Origin of the sequence: Streptomyces sp. BI87 (assembly GCF_025957665.1) — a bacterium.
GTDB lineage: Bacteria > Actinomycetota > Actinomycetes > Streptomycetales > Streptomycetaceae > Streptomyces > Streptomyces albidoflavus.
On the sequence record NZ_CP110079.1, the window covers coordinates 531,637 to 545,731 of the forward strand.

The window sequence follows — 14,095 nt, forward strand, 5'->3', positions numbered from 1 at the left end:
ACTTGAGCCTTTCGGGGAGTGCGGAGCGGCGGGCCGGTCAGCCCAGCAGGGAGCGGCCGATGATCTCCTTCATGATCTCGGTCGTCCCGCCGTAGATGGTCTGGATGCGCCCGTCGGTGAAGGCCTTGGCGACGGGGTACTCGTTCATGTAGCCGTAGCCGCCGTGGAGCTGGAGGCAGCGGTCGGCGGTGCGCTTCTGGAGTTCGGTGGCCCACCATTTGGCCATCGAGGCGTGCACCGCGTCGAGCTTCCCCTCGGCGTGGTCGGCGATGCAACGGTCGAGGAAGGCGCGGGTGACGGCGCACTCGGTGGCCATCTCGGCGATCTCGAAGCGGATGTGCTGGAGGCGGGAGAGCGGGCGGCCGAAGGCCTCGCGCTCCTTGACGTAGGTGGAGGTGATCTCCACCAGGTGCTCGGCGGCGGTGATGGCGGCCACCGCGATGGCCATCCGCTCCTGGGCCAGATTGGTCATCAGGTGGAGGAAGGCGCCGTCCCGTTCGCCCAGCAGGTTCTCCTTGGGGACGCGGACGTCGTGGAAGAACAGCTCGGCGGTGTCCTGGGACTTCTGGCCGATCTTGTCGAGGTTGCGGCCGCGCTCGAATCCTTCGGCGCCGCGCTCCACCACCAGCAGGGAGAGGCCGTGGGCGCCGCCCTCGGGGGTGGTCTTGGCGGCGACCACCACGAGGTCGGCGAGGATGCCGTTGGAGATGAAGGTCTTGGCGCCGTTGAGCAGGAAGTGGTCGCCCTGGTCCTCGGCGGTGGTGCGGATGCCCTGGAGGTCGGAGCCCGCGCCGGGCTCGGTCATGGCGATGGCGGTGATGGTCTCGCCCGAACAGAAGCCGGGCAGCCAGCGGCGCTTCTGCTCCTCGGTGGCGAGGCCGGTGAGGTACGGGCCGACGATGTCGTTGTGCAGGCCGATGGCGAGGCCGGGCACCCCGGCACGGGCGAACTCCTCGCCGAGGACCGCGCTGTAGCGGAAGTCGGGGTTGCCCCCGCCGCCGTACTCCTCGTCGACGGCGAGGCCCAGCAGGCCCTGGCGGCCCGCGGCGAGCCAGGCGGCGCGGCTGGTGATGCCGTCCTGCTCCCACTGGTCGTAGTGGGGCAGCACCTCCTTGGCGAGGAAGGTGCGGACGGTGTCGCGGAACGCCTCGTGCTCGGCGCTGTAGATCTGCCGTTCCATGCTCGGTGCCTCCTGGGGCGCGGGGTCGCGGGTCGGGTCCCGCCGTGGTCGGTGTGCGGAGGGGGGTGCCGGTACGTCAGCGGGGGCTGCCGAGGCCCCAGTCGCGGGCGACCTCGGCGGTGTCGGCGCCGGGGAGCGCGGGGCCGGTGCGGACGGCGGTCGGGGTGGCGGAGAAGCGGGGGGCCGGGGCGGGCTGGACGCGGCCCTCGTGGGTGGTGAAGGTCTCCCGGGCGGCGAGGTGCGGGTGACCGGCCGCCTCGGCGAGGGAGAGGACGGGGGCGACGCAGGCGTCGGTGCCGGCGAACAGCTCGGTCCACTCCTCGCGGGTACGGGTGGCGAAGCGGGCCGTGACCGCCTCGCGCAGTTCGTCCCAGCGGGCCAGGTCGAACTGGTCCGGGGTGTCCTCGGGCAGGCCGAGGACGCGGGCGAACTCGGCGTAGAACCGGGGCTCCAGGGCGCCCACCGCCACGTGGCCGCCGTCGGCGGTGGCGTAGCAGCCGTAGAAGGGGGCGCCGCCGTCGAGGAGGTTGCTGCGGCGGCGGTCCTGCCAGACGCCCGCGCCGAACATGGCGTGGATCATGGTGGTGAGGTGGGCGGTGCCGTCCACGATGGCGGCGTCGACCACCTGGCCGGTGCCGTGGGCGCGGGCGTGGTGGAGGGCGGCGAGGACGCCGGTGACGAGGTAGAGGGAGCCGCCCGCGTAGTCGCCGACCAGGTTGGCGGGGACGGCCGGGGGTGCGTCGGGCTCGCCGACCAGGCCGAGGGCGCCGGTGACGGCGATGTAGCCGATGTCGTGTCCGGCGCGGTCGGCGAGCGGGCCTTCCTGGCCCCAGCCGGTCATCCGGCCGTAGACCAGGCGGGGGTTGCGGGCGAGGCAGGCGTCGGGGCCGATGCCGAGGCGTTCGGCGACGCCCGGGCGGTATCCCTCGACGAGGATGTCGGCGCGCTCCACCAGGTCCAGGACGCGGGCGGCGCCGTCCTCGGCCTTGAGGTCGACCAGGACGGAGCGCTTGTTGCGGTTGGTGAGGTCCAGGGCGGGGTCGATGCCGAGGCCGGCGCCGCCGGGGCGGTCGACGCGGACCACGTCGGCTCCGAGGTCGGCCAGGAGCATCGCGGCGAACGGGCCCGGGCCGATGCCCGCCAGTTCCACCACCCGGACGCCGTGCAGGGGGCCGGTCGTGGCCGTGTCCGTCATGTCTTCCTCGCTCCGTCGCGCGCCGACCTTGTGACACAACTGATGTAACAGTGTCGATGTTATGGACGGGGGGCCCGGGCCACAAGCCCTGGAAAGCAAGCGCTCAGCTCAATTCCGGGAGCTGCCCGGATGGCCTCAGGCGCCGGCCGGGCTGGTTGTTGGGGGCGGGGCTGGCTTGGGGGTCGGCCGGGCTGCCGTCGGGGGCTTTACGCTGGACCGGTGACTGATGAACCGGTGGACCCTCCTGTGCTGGTCAGCGCCTGTCTGCGGGGTGTGCCCTGTCGGTTCGACGGGCGGGACAAGGCGGTGCGGGGGGTTGACGAGGCGTTGGCGGGGCGGCGGGTGGTGGCGTTCTGTCCGGAGCAGGCGGGTGGGCTTGGTACTCCTCGGGCCGCTGCCGAGTTGGTGGGTGGGGACGGGTACGACGTGCTGGACGGGCGGGCCCGGGTGGTGGATGTGAACGGGGTGGAGGTGACCGAGGCGTTCGTGGCGGGGGCACACCGGGCGCTCGACGCCGCGCGACGGGCCGGGTGTGCGGAGGCGGTACTGATGCCGCGCAGTCCCTCGTGCGGGCGGGGTGAGGTGTACGACGGCGAGTTCCGTGGGGTGCTGGTGCCCGGGGACGGGGTGACGGCGGCGCTGCTGGAGCGGAACGGGATCGCGGTACGGCGGGCGCCCGGGGTCTGAGGGGTCTGTGGCGCCCCGGGGGCAGAGGGCTGAGCCGCCCTGGCCTGAGGCTCAGTCCCGGGCCGCTCCCCCGGTCACGGCGGCCTTGAGCGCGGCGCGGCAGAGGGCGTCGGCGTGGCGGGTGGTCTCGGGGAGGCGGTAGGCGGGGGCGAGGTGGAGGGTGTGGGCGACGGCGCGGTCGAGGGGGACGCCGTGGCCGGTGGAGACGTAGACGGGTTTGACGGCGGTGCGGGTGCGGAGGGCGCGGCCGACCTCCTCGGTGCCGTCGGTGAGCGGGGTCTGGTCGCCGCGCCGGTCGCCTGGGGGCTCGTAGGTGAAGGTGAAGGGGTTCTTGGCGACGCCGACGGCCGGGAGGCCGGTCAGGACCCCGAGGTGGCTGGCGAGGCCGAAGCGGCGCGGGTGGGCCACGCCGTAACCGTCGCAGACGACCAGGCCCGGCGGGGCGGTGAGGGCGGCCAGGGCGGCGAGGACGGCGGGCAGTTCGCGGAAGGCGAGGAGCCCGGGGACGTACGGGAAGGAGACCGGGCCGACGGCGGTGGCCTCCTCGACCACCTCCAGGGTGGCGGCGTCCAGGACGACGGCGGCCGCGGCGACCAGGCCGCGCGCGTCGTCGTAGGCCACGTCCACACCGGTGGCGGTGCCGGCGCCCACCTCGGGGCCGGGGCCGGTCAGGTCGACGCGGACGCGCAGGGTGTCCTGCACGGCCCGGGCCTCGGCCTCGGTGGCGGGCCAGTCGGCGGGAACGGTGACGGCGGCGGGGGCGGGACGGGCGCGCATGGGCGGTGAGGGTACGCGGTGTGGGCAGGCGAGGTGGCGGCGGGTCGGCCAGACTGGGCGGATGGGTGGACGGCGCAGTGCGGGTCTGCTGCTGTACCGGCGGGTGCCGGACGGCATCGAGGTCCTGCTCGGGCACATGGGCGGGCCCTACTGGGCGCGCCAGGACACCGGCGCGTGGACGGTGCCGAAGGGCGAGTACGCCGAGGACGAGGACGCCTGGCACGCGGCGCGGCGGGAGTTCCGGGAGGAGCTGGGGCTGGCGCCGCCGGAGGGGCCGGCGCGGGAACTGGGCGAGGTGCGGCAGAGCGGGGGCAAGACGGTGACGGCCTGGGCGGTGGAGGCGGACCTCGATCCGGAGACGGTGGTTCCGGGCACCTTCACCCTGGAGTGGCCGCGCGGCTCGGGCCGTACCCGGGAGTTCCCGGAGCTGGACCGGGTGGCGTGGTGGCCGCCGGGACGGGCCCGGGCGCTGCTGGTGGTGGCGCAGCGGGCCTTCGTGGAGCGGCTGGTGGCGGGGCTCGCCGAGGAGGAGGGCGTGGCCGGGGTGTAGAGGCCGGGGGCGGGGGCACGGGGCTGGGCGGGGGTCGCGTGCGCGGCCCCCGTGTCCGTTTGCGGGGTCCGTGGGCGGGCGGCAGGTTGGAGTGGACGTACGCCGCGCCCAGATCGCGGCGTACCGGAGCGAGAGGTGTGGGCATGGCGATCGCGACGGTGAATCCGGCGACCGGGGAGACCCTGAGGACGTTCGAGGCGCTGACGTCCGAGGAGATCGAGAAGCGGCTGGTGCGGGCCGAGGAGGCGTACCGCGAGCACCGGCTGACCTCGTTCGCGGACCGGGCGCGGCTGCTGCACCGGGCGGCGGATCTGCTGGAGGAGGACATCCCGGAGATCGCCCGCACCATGACCCTGGAGATGGGCAAGACGGTGGCCTCCGCCCGGGCGGAGGCGGCCAAGTGCGTGAAGGCGATGCGCTGGTACGCCGACCGGGCGGAAGGGCTGCTCGCCGACGAGCACCCGGACCAGGCCGACGTGGCGGACTCGGGGGCGGCGCGGGCCCGGGTGGTGTACCGGCCGCTGGGACCGGTGCTGGCGGTGATGCCGTGGAACTTCCCGCTGTGGCAGGTGATCCGGTTCGCCGCTCCCGCGCTGATGGCGGGCAACGTGGGGCTGCTGAAGCACGCCTCGAACGTGCCGCAGACCGCGCTCTACCTGGAGGCTCTCTTCCGCCGGGCCGGGTACCCGGAGGGCTGCTTCCAGACACTGCTGATCGGCTCCGGCGCGGTCGAGGCGATCCTGCGCGACCCGAGGGTGGTGGCGGCGACCCTGACCGGCAGTGAGCCGGCCGGGCGGTCGGTGGCCTCGGTGGCGGGCGACGAGATCAAGAAGACGGTGCTGGAGCTGGGCGGCAGCGACCCGTACCTGGTGCTGCCCTCGGCCGACGTCGAGCGGGCGGCGAGGACGGCGGTGACCGCGCGGGTGCAGAACAACGGCCAGTCCTGCATCGCCGCCAAGCGGTTCATCGTGCACACCGAGGTGTACGACGCGTTCACCCAGCGGTTCGCGGAGGGGATGCGGGCCCTGCGGGTGGGCGACCCGATGGACGACACCACCGACGTCGGCCCGCTCTCCAGCGAGCAGGGCCGCAGCGACCTCGCCGAGCTGGTGGACGACGCGGTGGAGCACGGCGCGGCGGTACTGTGCGGCGGCGGCCGCCCCGACGGGTACGAGGACCGGGGCTGGTTCTACGCGCCGACGGTGCTGGCCGGAGTGGACGCCTCCATGCGCATCCACCGCGAGGAGGCGTTCGGCCCGGTGGCGACGGTGTACCGGGTGGGCAGCCTGGACGAGGCGGTGAAGCTGGCCAACGACAGCTCCTTCGGGCTGAGTTCCAACGTCTGGACCCGCGACCGGCACGACATCGACCGCTGCGTGCGGGACCTTCAGGCGGGCGGCGTCTTCGTCAACGGCATGACCGCCTCGCACCCCGGGCTCCCCTTCGGCGGCATCAAGCGCTCCGGGTACGGCCGGGAGCTGGCCGCCGAGGGCATCCGCGAGTTCTGCAACGTGACGACGGTGTGGGAGGCGGACTGATCCGGCCCGCGTGACGCGAACAGGGGCGCCCCCGTCCGCCGTGGACGGGGGCGCCCCTGTTCGCGCGGTGCTGGGACGGTGTCACCCCTCCCCCGGCGGCGGGGGCGGCTTGGGCGCGCCCCGGGGCGGCGCGATGCGGGCCCGGGTGCGGACCGGGCCGCCGTCGCCGACGCCCTCGCGGGCGCTGTCGACGCCGCCCATCGGGTCGTCGCCGGCGGTCTCCGAGGGCGGGAGCAGGGCGTCGCGGCGGGCGCCCGGGTCCCAGCCGGCCTCCACCACGCGCTTCTGGACGAGGATGGCCCCGGCGAGGATGACCGCGCCGAAGGCGAGCATCACGATGAGGCCGGGGGTGGATCCGAGCTTGGCGGCGTTGCCGACGACCACGCCGAACCAGCCGAAGTCGGCGTCGCCGAAGGTGGTGTTCTCCTCGCCGAAGGCGCCCAGGACCTTCAGCAGCAGGGCGGGGAGGAAGGTGATGAGGACGCCGTTGACGAAGGCGCCGAGGACCGCGCCGCGCCGCCCGCCGGTGGCGTTGCCGTAGACCCCGGCCGCGCCGCCGGTGAAGAAGTGCGGCACCAGGCCCGGCAGGACCAGGGCGAGGCCGAAGGCGGGTTCGAAGACCCAGGCGAGCAGGGCGAGGCTGACCAGGCCGCCGATGAAGCTGGAGATGAAGCCGACGAGCACGGCGTTCTGCGCGTAGGGGAAGACGATCGGGGCGTCCAGGGCGGGGACGGCGCCGGGGACGATCTTCTTGGCGATGCCCTGGAAGGCGGGGACGAGTTCGCCGAGGATGGTGCGGACGCCGAAGAGGATCACGGCGACGGCGATGCCGAACTGGAGGCCCTGCATGACGGACTGCATCAGGTACTCGCCGATGCCCGCCGCCGGTTCGCCGCCACCGGTGCCGAAGACGGCGTACGCGGTCTCCTTGCCGGCCTTGATCAGGTAGAGGACGGCCACGATCAGGTAGATGAGGACCATCGACAGGGCGGTGGCCACCATCGAGTCGCGCAGGAAGCGCAGCCCCTCGGGGAGGTTCATGTCCTCCGTGCTGCGGCTGCGTTTGCCGACGAGCTGGCCGGTGGCGCCCGCCGCGATGTAGCCGGCGGTCCCGAAGTGGCCGATGGCCACGGTGTTGTTGCCGGTCACCCGCTTGGTCCAGGGGTGGGCCAGTGCGGGCATCGCGACCAGCATGATGCCGAGCAGCACGCCGCCGACGACCACGACCAGCCAGGACGGCTGCCCGGCGGTGGCGAGGACGATGGTCAGCAGGGTCGCCATGAAGAGCATGTGGTGACCGGTGAGGAAGACGTACCGCAGCGGGGTGAAGCGGGCGAGCAGCAGGCCGACGGCGAAGCCGAGGATCATCAGCCACGCCACCCGGGAGCCGTACTCCGCCTGGGCGATGCCGACGATGGCCTCGTTGGTGGGGATGACGCCCTGGGCGCCGGTCGCGCCCTGGATCATGTCGCCGAGCGGGGCGAGCGCGGCGACGACCAGGGTGGCGCCGGCGCCGATGAGCAGGAAGCCCAGGGTCGCCTTGATGGCGCCGCCGAGGATCTGCCCGACGCTCTTGCGCAGGGCGATCAGGCCGACGGCGGTGATGATGCCGATCAGGTACGCGGGTTCACTGAGGATCTCGTTGACCAGGAACTTCGCGAAGGATACGAGCCAGTCCACGGGGTTCGCCGCCTCCCTTATACGTCGTAGGTGTCACGGAGGACGTGGTCGACCTCGTCGGTGCTGGTGAAGTCCTGGACCACCTTCACCGGGATGCCGACGTCCCCGAGGGTCCGGGCGATCTCCCGGGAGGTGAGGATGGCGACCGCCTCGGACGCCTTCCCCTTGGCCGAGATGGTGTCGGTGGCCTCCACCGACACCTGCCGGTCCCAGCCCCACCGGCCGAGAACCTGCTCCAGGGTGTTCTTCAGGAAGAGGCTGGTGCCGACGCCGTTGCCGCAGACGGTGAGGATCTTGTGCTGCTCGGTCCCGGTGCGCCCGGCGGCGGGGGCCGCCGACGCGGGCTCCGGCCCGGTCGCGGGTTCCTCCACCCCGTCGTGGGCGCGCAGCAGGGCGTGCAGCGCCTCGGGGGTGGCGGCCGACTGGAGCAGGTCGTGCTGCTCCGGGTCGGCGAGCAGCCGGGCCAGGGCGGCCATCGCGTCGGTGTGGGCGGCGCTGTCCTGGGCGGCGAGGGCGACGACCAGGTCGACGGGGTCGTTGGCGTCGTGCCCGAACTCCACCGGCTCGGCCAGCCGCACCCACGACATGCCCGTTCTGCGGACGGCGGGTGAAGGGCGCGCGTGGGCGAAGGCGAAGCCCGGGGCGATGACGATGTAGGGACCGTTGTCGACGACGTTCTGGATCATCTCGTCGGTGTACGCGTCCGTGCTCGTCCCCTCCGCCACCAGCAGGTCGCCCGCCGCGCGGACGGCGGCCCGCCAGTCGGGGGCCGCCACGTCCAGCCGGATCGCCTCCGGGGGAATCAGCTCACTCAGTGCCACCATGCCCCGATGCTGACATGGTTCAGGCCCCGTGGCCCGGTGGCTGCCGGGGTGGAAGTGTGGAGGTCGCGGGCCGGGTTCGCGGGTCGGCTAGGGTGAGCGTTTCGGCCGAGGCGGGGAGGGGGTGGCGCACATGGCGGAACCGTCCGCGCGCCACGGTGTCCCGCTCCCCAGGCCCACGGCCACCGCCTCCCGGATCGTACTGGCGCTGGTCTGCGCCGTCTGGACGGCGGTCCTCTCCGTGGCCGGGGCCTCGGCCCCCGCCGCCGGCCACGGCCCGGAGGCCGCCCCGGCGCCCTCGGCCGTCCCCGAACGCGCCCTCCCCACGCCACGCGCCGTCCACACCCCGGCGTGGGTACGGGCGCACGCCCCGGCGCGGGAGCGGGCCGACGGGCACGCCGCCGGGGAGGCCGAACTCGCCCCCGCCGCACCGCCGGACCCGGGCGAGGCCCAGCTCCTGATCCTCGCGGCGGCGCCGTCCGGCGGCCCGGAGCAGCCTCTCGCGCCCGGCCGCCCGCTGGACCGGCCGCGCCAGGAACGGGCGCCGCCCGGTGCCGCACCGGGCCCCTGGTCGGCCCGGGGCCCGCCCTTCGCACGGAGCAGTTGACGACCCGGCTCGCGCCCTGAGACCCGTACCCGCGCGGTACGCGGGTTCGCCGGACGCGCGCCGTCCCGCCGTTGACCGCTGCTCGCGCGCCCGGACACAGGACCGAGGGGTCCCCGGGTGGTGCGGGCCGTCCGTGGAGCCCTCATGTCCCGACGTGCCACGGCCTGGCGTGCGCTGATCGCGTTCGCCGTCGTCGCCGTGTCCCTCTTCCTCGCCCTGACCACCCCCGCCCGCCTCGGCCTCGACCTGAGCGGCGGCACCCGGATCGTTCTCCAGGCCCAGGAGGCGCAGGGCCGCACCCCCGACGCCGAGTCGACCGACCGGGCCCTGGAGGTGCTGCGGCAGCGGGTCGACGCGCTCGGCGTCGCCGAACCGCAACTGGTCCGCTCCGGCTCCGACCGCATCGTGGTGGAACTCCCCGGGGTCCAGGACCCCCGCGAGGCCGCCGAGGTGATCGGCCGTACCGCCCAGCTCACCTTCCACCCCGTGAAGGGCGAGGCCCGGAAGGCCGCGCCCCAGGCCGAGGACGGCTCCCGCGCCCTCGCCGACCCGGAACGGCCCGACGCCTTCCTGGAGCTGGGACCGCCCGCCCTCACCGGGGAGGGCGTCAGCGACGCCCGCCCGGACTTCGACGCCACCTCCGGCGAGGGATGGGCGGTCGCGCTCTCCTTCGAGAAGAAGGCGGCCGGGGCGTGGACCAAGCTGACCGGTGAGGCGGCCTGCGCCGCCCCCGGCGATCCCGGGCGCCGGGTCGCGATCGTCCTGGACGACCGGGTCGTCTCGGCACCCGGCATGCGCGAGACGGTCCCCTGCGGCACCGGCATCACCGGCGGCTCCACCCAGATCACCGGCGGTTTCGACGCCGAGGGCGCCCGCGAACTGGCGGCGCTGGTCAAGGGCGGCGCCCTGCCGCTGCCGGTGGACATCGTCGAGCAGTCGACCGTCGGCCCCTCGCTCGGCGCCGACGCCATCCGCGCGGGCGCCTGGGCGGCCCTGATCGGCCTCGCCTGCACCGCCGTCTTCATCACCGCCGTCTACCGCCTCCTCGGCCTGCTCGCCACGATCGCCCTCTCCCTGTACGGACTGATCTCGTACGCCGCGATCGTGGCACTCGGCGCGACGCTGACCATGCCGGGCATCGCCGGGTTCGTGCTGGCCGTCGGCATGGCGGTCGACGCCAACGTGCTCGTCTTCGAGCGGGCCAGGGAGGAGTACGGCCAGGCGTCCCGCCGGCCCAAGGACCTGCGGCGGCCGCTGGCGCGCGGCTTCGCCAAGGCGTGGAGCGCGGTCCTCGACTCCAACGTCACCACGCTGATCGCCGCCGGGCTGCTCTTCGCCCTGGCGACCGGCCCCGTGAAGGGCTTCGGGGTGACGCTGGCCGTCGGCGTGCTCGCCTCGATGGTCTCGGCGCTGGTCATCACCCGGGTCCTCGCCGACTGGGCGCTGGGCCGGGGCCTGGTGCGACGGCGGCCGCAGGCCACCGGGATGGCGGGCAAGGGGCGGCTGCGGACCCGGCTGGAGCAGCGCCCGCCGCGGCTGATGCGCTCCAGCGGCCGCTGGCTGCTCCTCTCCGGCGGGCTGCTGCTGGTGGCGCTGGCCGGGGTCGGGGTGCGCGGGCTGGAACTGGGCGTGGAGTTCACCGGCGGCCGCCAGACCCAGTACGCCACCGAACGCCCGGTGGACGCCGAGACCGCGCGGGCCGCCGTGAGCGCGGCCGGCTTCCCCGAGGCGGTGGTGCAGCGCGCCGACCAGGACGGCGCCTCGCTGGTGACGGTGCGCACCGGGCCGCTGGAGGACGCCGAGGAACGGCGGGTGCGGGCGGCGCTCGCCGAGCACGGCGGCGAGGTGACCGTCGAACGGGACGACCTGGTCGGCCCGAGCCTCGGGGCGGAGCTGCGGGACAAGGCCGTGCTGGCGCTGGCGGTGGCGGTCGGGGCCCAGCTCATCTACCTCACCGTGCGGTTCCGGGGGACGCTGGCGCTGGCCGCCGTGGTCGCGATGGCGCAGGACGTGCTGCTGGTGGTGGGGCTCTTCGCCTGGCTGGGCAAGCCGGTGGACAGCGTCTTCCTGGCGGCGCTGCTGACCGTGGTCGGCTACTCGGTCAACGACACCGTGGTCGTCTTCGACCGGCTGCGGGAGCTGCGCCGGCTCCGCCCCGGTGCGCCCTGGGAGACGCTGGGCGACCTGGCGGTGGGCCAGACGCTGCCGCGTACCGTCAACACCGGTCTGGGCGCGGTCTTCGTCCTGCTGGCGCTGGCCCTCTCGGGCGGCGGCACCCTGACCGACTTCGCGGTGGCGCTCCTCGCCGGCATCACCGTGGGGATCGCCTCCACCATCTTCACCGCGATGCCGCTGGCGGTACGGCTGGAGCGGCGTCGCGGCCCCGCGGCCTCGACCGACCGCCCCCGCAAGCGCGTCCGGGAGGGCACGGGGGCCGTGGTCTGACGCACCACCCGCACGGCGGCGGGGCGAGCCGGACGCCCGCCCCGCCGCCAGGACGCGGAACGTGACGCACCTCACGCCACTCCCTGTGCACGGACTGCCCCGTTCCACCGTCTAGCCGACTGCCGGGGCCTGACCGCCCCAACGGCCTGAGGACCCAGGGGGGACCATGGAGACCGTCATCCAGCAGTCCGTCGAGGCGCAGCTCGTCGCCGCCTCGCCACGTATGGCGACCATTCCGGCGCGGCTGCGGTACGACCGCACCGAACCGTTCGCCGTCACCATGACCTTTCCGGCGCGCTCGACGCTGGAAGGGGTCGAGGTGACCTGGTCGTTCGCCCGGGACCTGCTCACCGCGGGGCTGACCGGCGAGGCCGGGATGGGCGACGTCCGGCTGCGGCCGCACGGCGAGGACCAGGTGGTGATGGAGTTCCACGCGCCGGAGGGCACCGCCGTGGTGCGGGTACGCGCCGAGGAGCTGCGCCGGTTCGCGGCCCGCACGATCGCCCTGGTGCCGCCGGGCCGCGAGTACCTCCACCTCGACCTCGACCGGGACCTCGCCCTGCTCATCCGCGACACGCGCTGACCGGCGGGAAAAGCCGTTGACGCTCCCCCGCACCCGCTCGTACCGTCGTGAGCGCTTCTGTTGCCGCCGATCGGAGTAGGCCGTTGTACGTCTGAGGTCCTGGACACCGCCCGTACGCCCTGTTCCCGGCGTGCGTCGTGCCGCGTGTGACCTCGGCGTTCGAGCCCACCGCTCGTCCGGCCCCTCCCGCGTGACCGCCCCGCCGCCCTGACGGCCGCCGCGGCGCGCGCTCCCGGTCCACCGGCCCGCGCTGTCCTCCGCGTTGCCCCCTTCCCTCCGCGTCGTACGACGACGCGTCAGCAACCGCGAGGCCCTCATGTCAACCACCGCGCTCACCTGCGCCGACCTCAGTTTCTCCTGGCCCGACGGCACCCGCGTGCTGGACGGCCTCCAGCTCACCTTCGGCCCCGGCCGCACCGGCCTGACCGGAGACAACGGCTGCGGGAAGTCCACCCTGCTCAAACTCGCCGCCGGGGAGCTGACACCCTCCTCCGGCACCGTCCAGGTCTCCGGCGAGCCGGCCCACCTCCCGCAGCACGTCACGCTCGACACCTCCCTGAGGGTCGACGAGGCGCTCGGTATCCGCGAGCTCCGGGCCGCGCTGCACGCCATCGAGGCGGGCGACGCCACCGAGGACCACTTCGCCACCGTCGGCGACGACTGGGACGTGGAGGAGCGCGCGCTGGCCCTCCTCGGTTCCCTCGGCCTCGGCCACATCGGCCTCGACCGCACCGTCGGCGAGGTGTCCGGCGGCGAGTCCGTGCTGCTGCGGCTGACCGCGCTGCTGCTGGCCCGGCCGGGGGGGCTGCTCCTGGACGAGCCCACCAACAACCTCGACCTGGCGGCCCGCCACCGCCTCTACGCGGCCGTCGAGTCCTTCCCCGGCGTCCTCGTCGTGGTCAGCCACGACCGGGAGCTGCTGGCGCGCGTCGAGCGCATCGCGGAGCTGCGCGACGGCGAGGTCACCTGGTACGGCGGCAACTACGACGCCTACCAGGAGGCGGTCGCCGCCGAGCAGGAGGCCGCCGAACGGGCCGTACGGGCGGCCGGGAACGACGTCCGGCGCCGGCGACGCGAACTGGCCGGAGCCCAGGTCACGCTGGCCAGACGCCGGCGGTACGGGCAGAAGATGAGCGACACCAAGCGCGAGCCGAAGATCGTCATGAACGCCCGCAAGCGCGCCGCCCAGGTCTCGGCGGGCAAGCACCGCGCCCTGCACGAGGGCCGGCTGGCCACCGCCCGGCAACGCCTCGACAGGGCCGAGGAGGCGGTCCGGGACGACGAGGTGATCCGCGTCGACCTGCCCGCCACCGCCCTCCCGGCCGGGCGGACCGTGCTGACCCTGAACAAGCTGCGGCTGCGGCACGGGGCGCGGCCGAGCGCACCTTCGAGGTGCGGGGACCGGAGCGGATCGCGCTGGTGGGGCGGAACGGGGCGGGCAAGACGACGCTCCTGCGCACCCTCGCCGGCCAGTTGGCGCCGCAGGCGGGCGAGGTGCGCGTCGAGGTCCCGCTGCGCTTCCTCCCGCAGCGCCTGGACGTGCTCGACGAGGGGCTGAGCGTCGCCGAGAACGTGGCCCGGGCCGCTCCCGGCAGCGACCGCAACGAGGTACGGGCCCGGCTGGCCCGGTTCCTCTTCCGGGGCGCCCGCGCCGACCAGCTCGCGGGCACCCTCTCCGGCGGTGAGCGGTTCCGGGCGGCGCTGGCCTCCCTGATGCTGGCGGAGCCGGCCCCGCAGCTGCTGATGCTGGACGAGCCGACCAACAACCTCGACCTGGCGAGCGTCCGGCAGCTCACCTCGGCCCTGGCCGCGTACCGGGGGGCGCTGCTGGTCGCCGCCCACGACCTGCCGTTCCTGCGCTCGCTCGGGATCACCCGCTGGCTGCTGCTCGACGGCGAGCTGCGCGAGCTGGCGCCCGAGGAGGTGGAGGAGGCGCTGAAGGGCTGAGACGGGCCGGAAGAGCCTGACACAGGGCTCGTGGTCCCCGGAATCGGGGGCCGCGAGCCCTTCTCGCACCCGCGTTCGGCCGAAA

At 74.6% G+C, this 14,095-nt stretch carries 11 protein-coding genes and 1 pseudogene; 7 read left to right on the forward strand and 5 right to left on the reverse strand.

All coding sequences use genetic code 11. The features are described 5' to 3' along the window. Positions 1-37: 37 nt before the first annotated feature. Together OIM89_RS02230 and OIM89_RS02235 are read right to left on the reverse strand one after the other, a co-directional pair. Entirely contained in the window at positions 38-1,180 is a 1,143-nt protein-coding gene (locus OIM89_RS02230) for an acyl-CoA dehydrogenase family protein (RefSeq protein WP_030694949.1), read from the reverse strand. A 76-nt stretch (positions 1,181-1,256) separates the two neighbouring features. After that, positions 1,257-2,375, reverse strand: a complete 1,119-nt coding sequence (locus OIM89_RS02235) for a CaiB/BaiF CoA transferase family protein (RefSeq protein ID WP_175458364.1) — start codon at positions 2,373-2,375, stop codon at positions 1,257-1,259. A 234-nt stretch (positions 2,376-2,609) separates the two neighbouring features. On the opposite strand from OIM89_RS02235, the gene OIM89_RS02240 reads away from it, so the two are divergent. Further along, positions 2,610-3,062: a DUF523 domain-containing protein gene (locus OIM89_RS02240; RefSeq protein WP_030694947.1), complete on the forward strand. Its 453-nt coding sequence runs from the start codon at positions 2,610-2,612 to the stop codon at positions 3,060-3,062. Positions 3,063-3,113: 51 nt separating this feature from the next. Here OIM89_RS02240 and OIM89_RS02245 read toward each other — a convergent pair whose 3' ends face one another. Next, positions 3,114-3,839 carry an endonuclease V gene (locus OIM89_RS02245; protein ID WP_195730084.1) on the reverse strand — a complete coding sequence of 242 codons (726 nt, stop codon included), beginning with the start codon at positions 3,837-3,839 and terminating at the stop codon, positions 3,114-3,116. 61 nt (positions 3,840-3,900) lie between these two features. Between OIM89_RS02245 and OIM89_RS02250 the strand changes: the two genes are divergently transcribed. Both OIM89_RS02250 and OIM89_RS02255 read left to right on the forward strand, forming a co-directional pair. Then, positions 3,901-4,389 (forward strand): NUDIX domain-containing protein, encoded by a 489-nt coding sequence (locus tag OIM89_RS02250; protein WP_030694945.1) that lies wholly within the window; start codon positions 3,901-3,903, stop codon positions 4,387-4,389. 143 nt (positions 4,390-4,532) lie between these two features. Then, positions 4,533-5,927 (forward strand): NADP-dependent succinic semialdehyde dehydrogenase, encoded by a 1,395-nt coding sequence (locus tag OIM89_RS02255; RefSeq protein ID WP_030694944.1) that lies wholly within the window; start codon positions 4,533-4,535, stop codon positions 5,925-5,927. Between the two features lie 81 nt (positions 5,928-6,008). Here the strand turns inward: OIM89_RS02255 and OIM89_RS02260 are convergent, their stop codons facing one another. Further along, entirely contained in the window at positions 6,009-7,607 is a 1,599-nt protein-coding gene (locus tag OIM89_RS02260) for a PTS ascorbate transporter subunit IIC (protein ID WP_030694943.1), read from the reverse strand. A gap of 17 nt (positions 7,608-7,624) precedes the next feature. Further along, positions 7,625-8,431 (reverse strand): PTS sugar transporter subunit IIA, encoded by an 807-nt coding sequence (locus tag OIM89_RS02265; protein ID WP_030694942.1) that lies wholly within the window; start codon positions 8,429-8,431, stop codon positions 7,625-7,627. A gap of 130 nt (positions 8,432-8,561) precedes the next feature. Between OIM89_RS02265 and OIM89_RS02270 the strand changes: the two genes are divergently transcribed. The 4 genes and pseudogenes from OIM89_RS02270 to OIM89_RS02285 all read left to right on the forward strand — a co-directional run bounded on the left by OIM89_RS02270 (position 8,562) and on the right by OIM89_RS02285 (position 14,010). Then, entirely contained in the window at positions 8,562-9,035 is a 474-nt protein-coding gene (locus OIM89_RS02270; RefSeq protein WP_047466618.1) for a hypothetical protein, read from the forward strand. Between the two features lie 144 nt (positions 9,036-9,179). Next, positions 9,180-11,480, forward strand: coding sequence for a protein translocase subunit SecD (gene secD / locus OIM89_RS02275; protein WP_264490930.1), 2,301 nt, complete (start codon positions 9,180-9,182; stop codon positions 11,478-11,480). Between the two features lie 166 nt (positions 11,481-11,646). Next, a complete protein-coding gene (locus OIM89_RS02280) occupies positions 11,647-12,063 on the forward strand; it encodes an SsgA family sporulation/cell division regulator (RefSeq protein WP_023416026.1) in 417 nt (138 codons plus the stop codon). Between the two features lie 316 nt (positions 12,064-12,379). Beyond that, a pseudogene (locus tag OIM89_RS02285) lies at positions 12,380-14,010 on the forward strand (ABC-F family ATP-binding cassette domain-containing protein). Positions 14,011-14,095: the final 85 nt, after the last annotated feature.

What these genes read in the sequence shown, in the direction of transcription:
- OIM89_RS02230 (WP_030694949.1), bottom strand. Translation starts at nt 1,180, where the DNA reads ATGGAACGGCAGATCTACAGCGCCGAGCACGAGGCGTTCCGCGACACC.
- OIM89_RS02235 (WP_175458364.1), bottom strand. Translation starts at nt 2,375, where the DNA reads ATGACGGACACGGCCACGACCGGCCCCCTGCACGGCGTCCGGGTGGTG.
- OIM89_RS02245 (WP_195730084.1), bottom strand. Translation starts at nt 3,839, where the DNA reads ATGCGCGCCCGTCCCGCCCCCGCCGCCGTCACCGTTCCCGCCGACTGG.
- OIM89_RS02250 (WP_030694945.1), top strand. Translation starts at nt 3,901, where the DNA reads ATGGGTGGACGGCGCAGTGCGGGTCTGCTGCTGTACCGGCGGGTGCCG.
- OIM89_RS02255 (WP_030694944.1), top strand. Translation starts at nt 4,533, where the DNA reads ATGGCGATCGCGACGGTGAATCCGGCGACCGGGGAGACCCTGAGGACG.
- OIM89_RS02265 (WP_030694942.1), bottom strand. Translation starts at nt 8,431, where the DNA reads ATGGTGGCACTGAGTGAGCTGATTCCCCCGGAGGCGATCCGGCTGGAC.
- OIM89_RS02270 (WP_047466618.1), top strand. Translation starts at nt 8,562, where the DNA reads ATGGCGGAACCGTCCGCGCGCCACGGTGTCCCGCTCCCCAGGCCCACG.
- secD (WP_264490930.1), top strand. Translation starts at nt 9,180, where the DNA reads ATGTCCCGACGTGCCACGGCCTGGCGTGCGCTGATCGCGTTCGCCGTC.
- OIM89_RS02280 (WP_023416026.1), top strand. Translation starts at nt 11,647, where the DNA reads ATGGAGACCGTCATCCAGCAGTCCGTCGAGGCGCAGCTCGTCGCCGCC.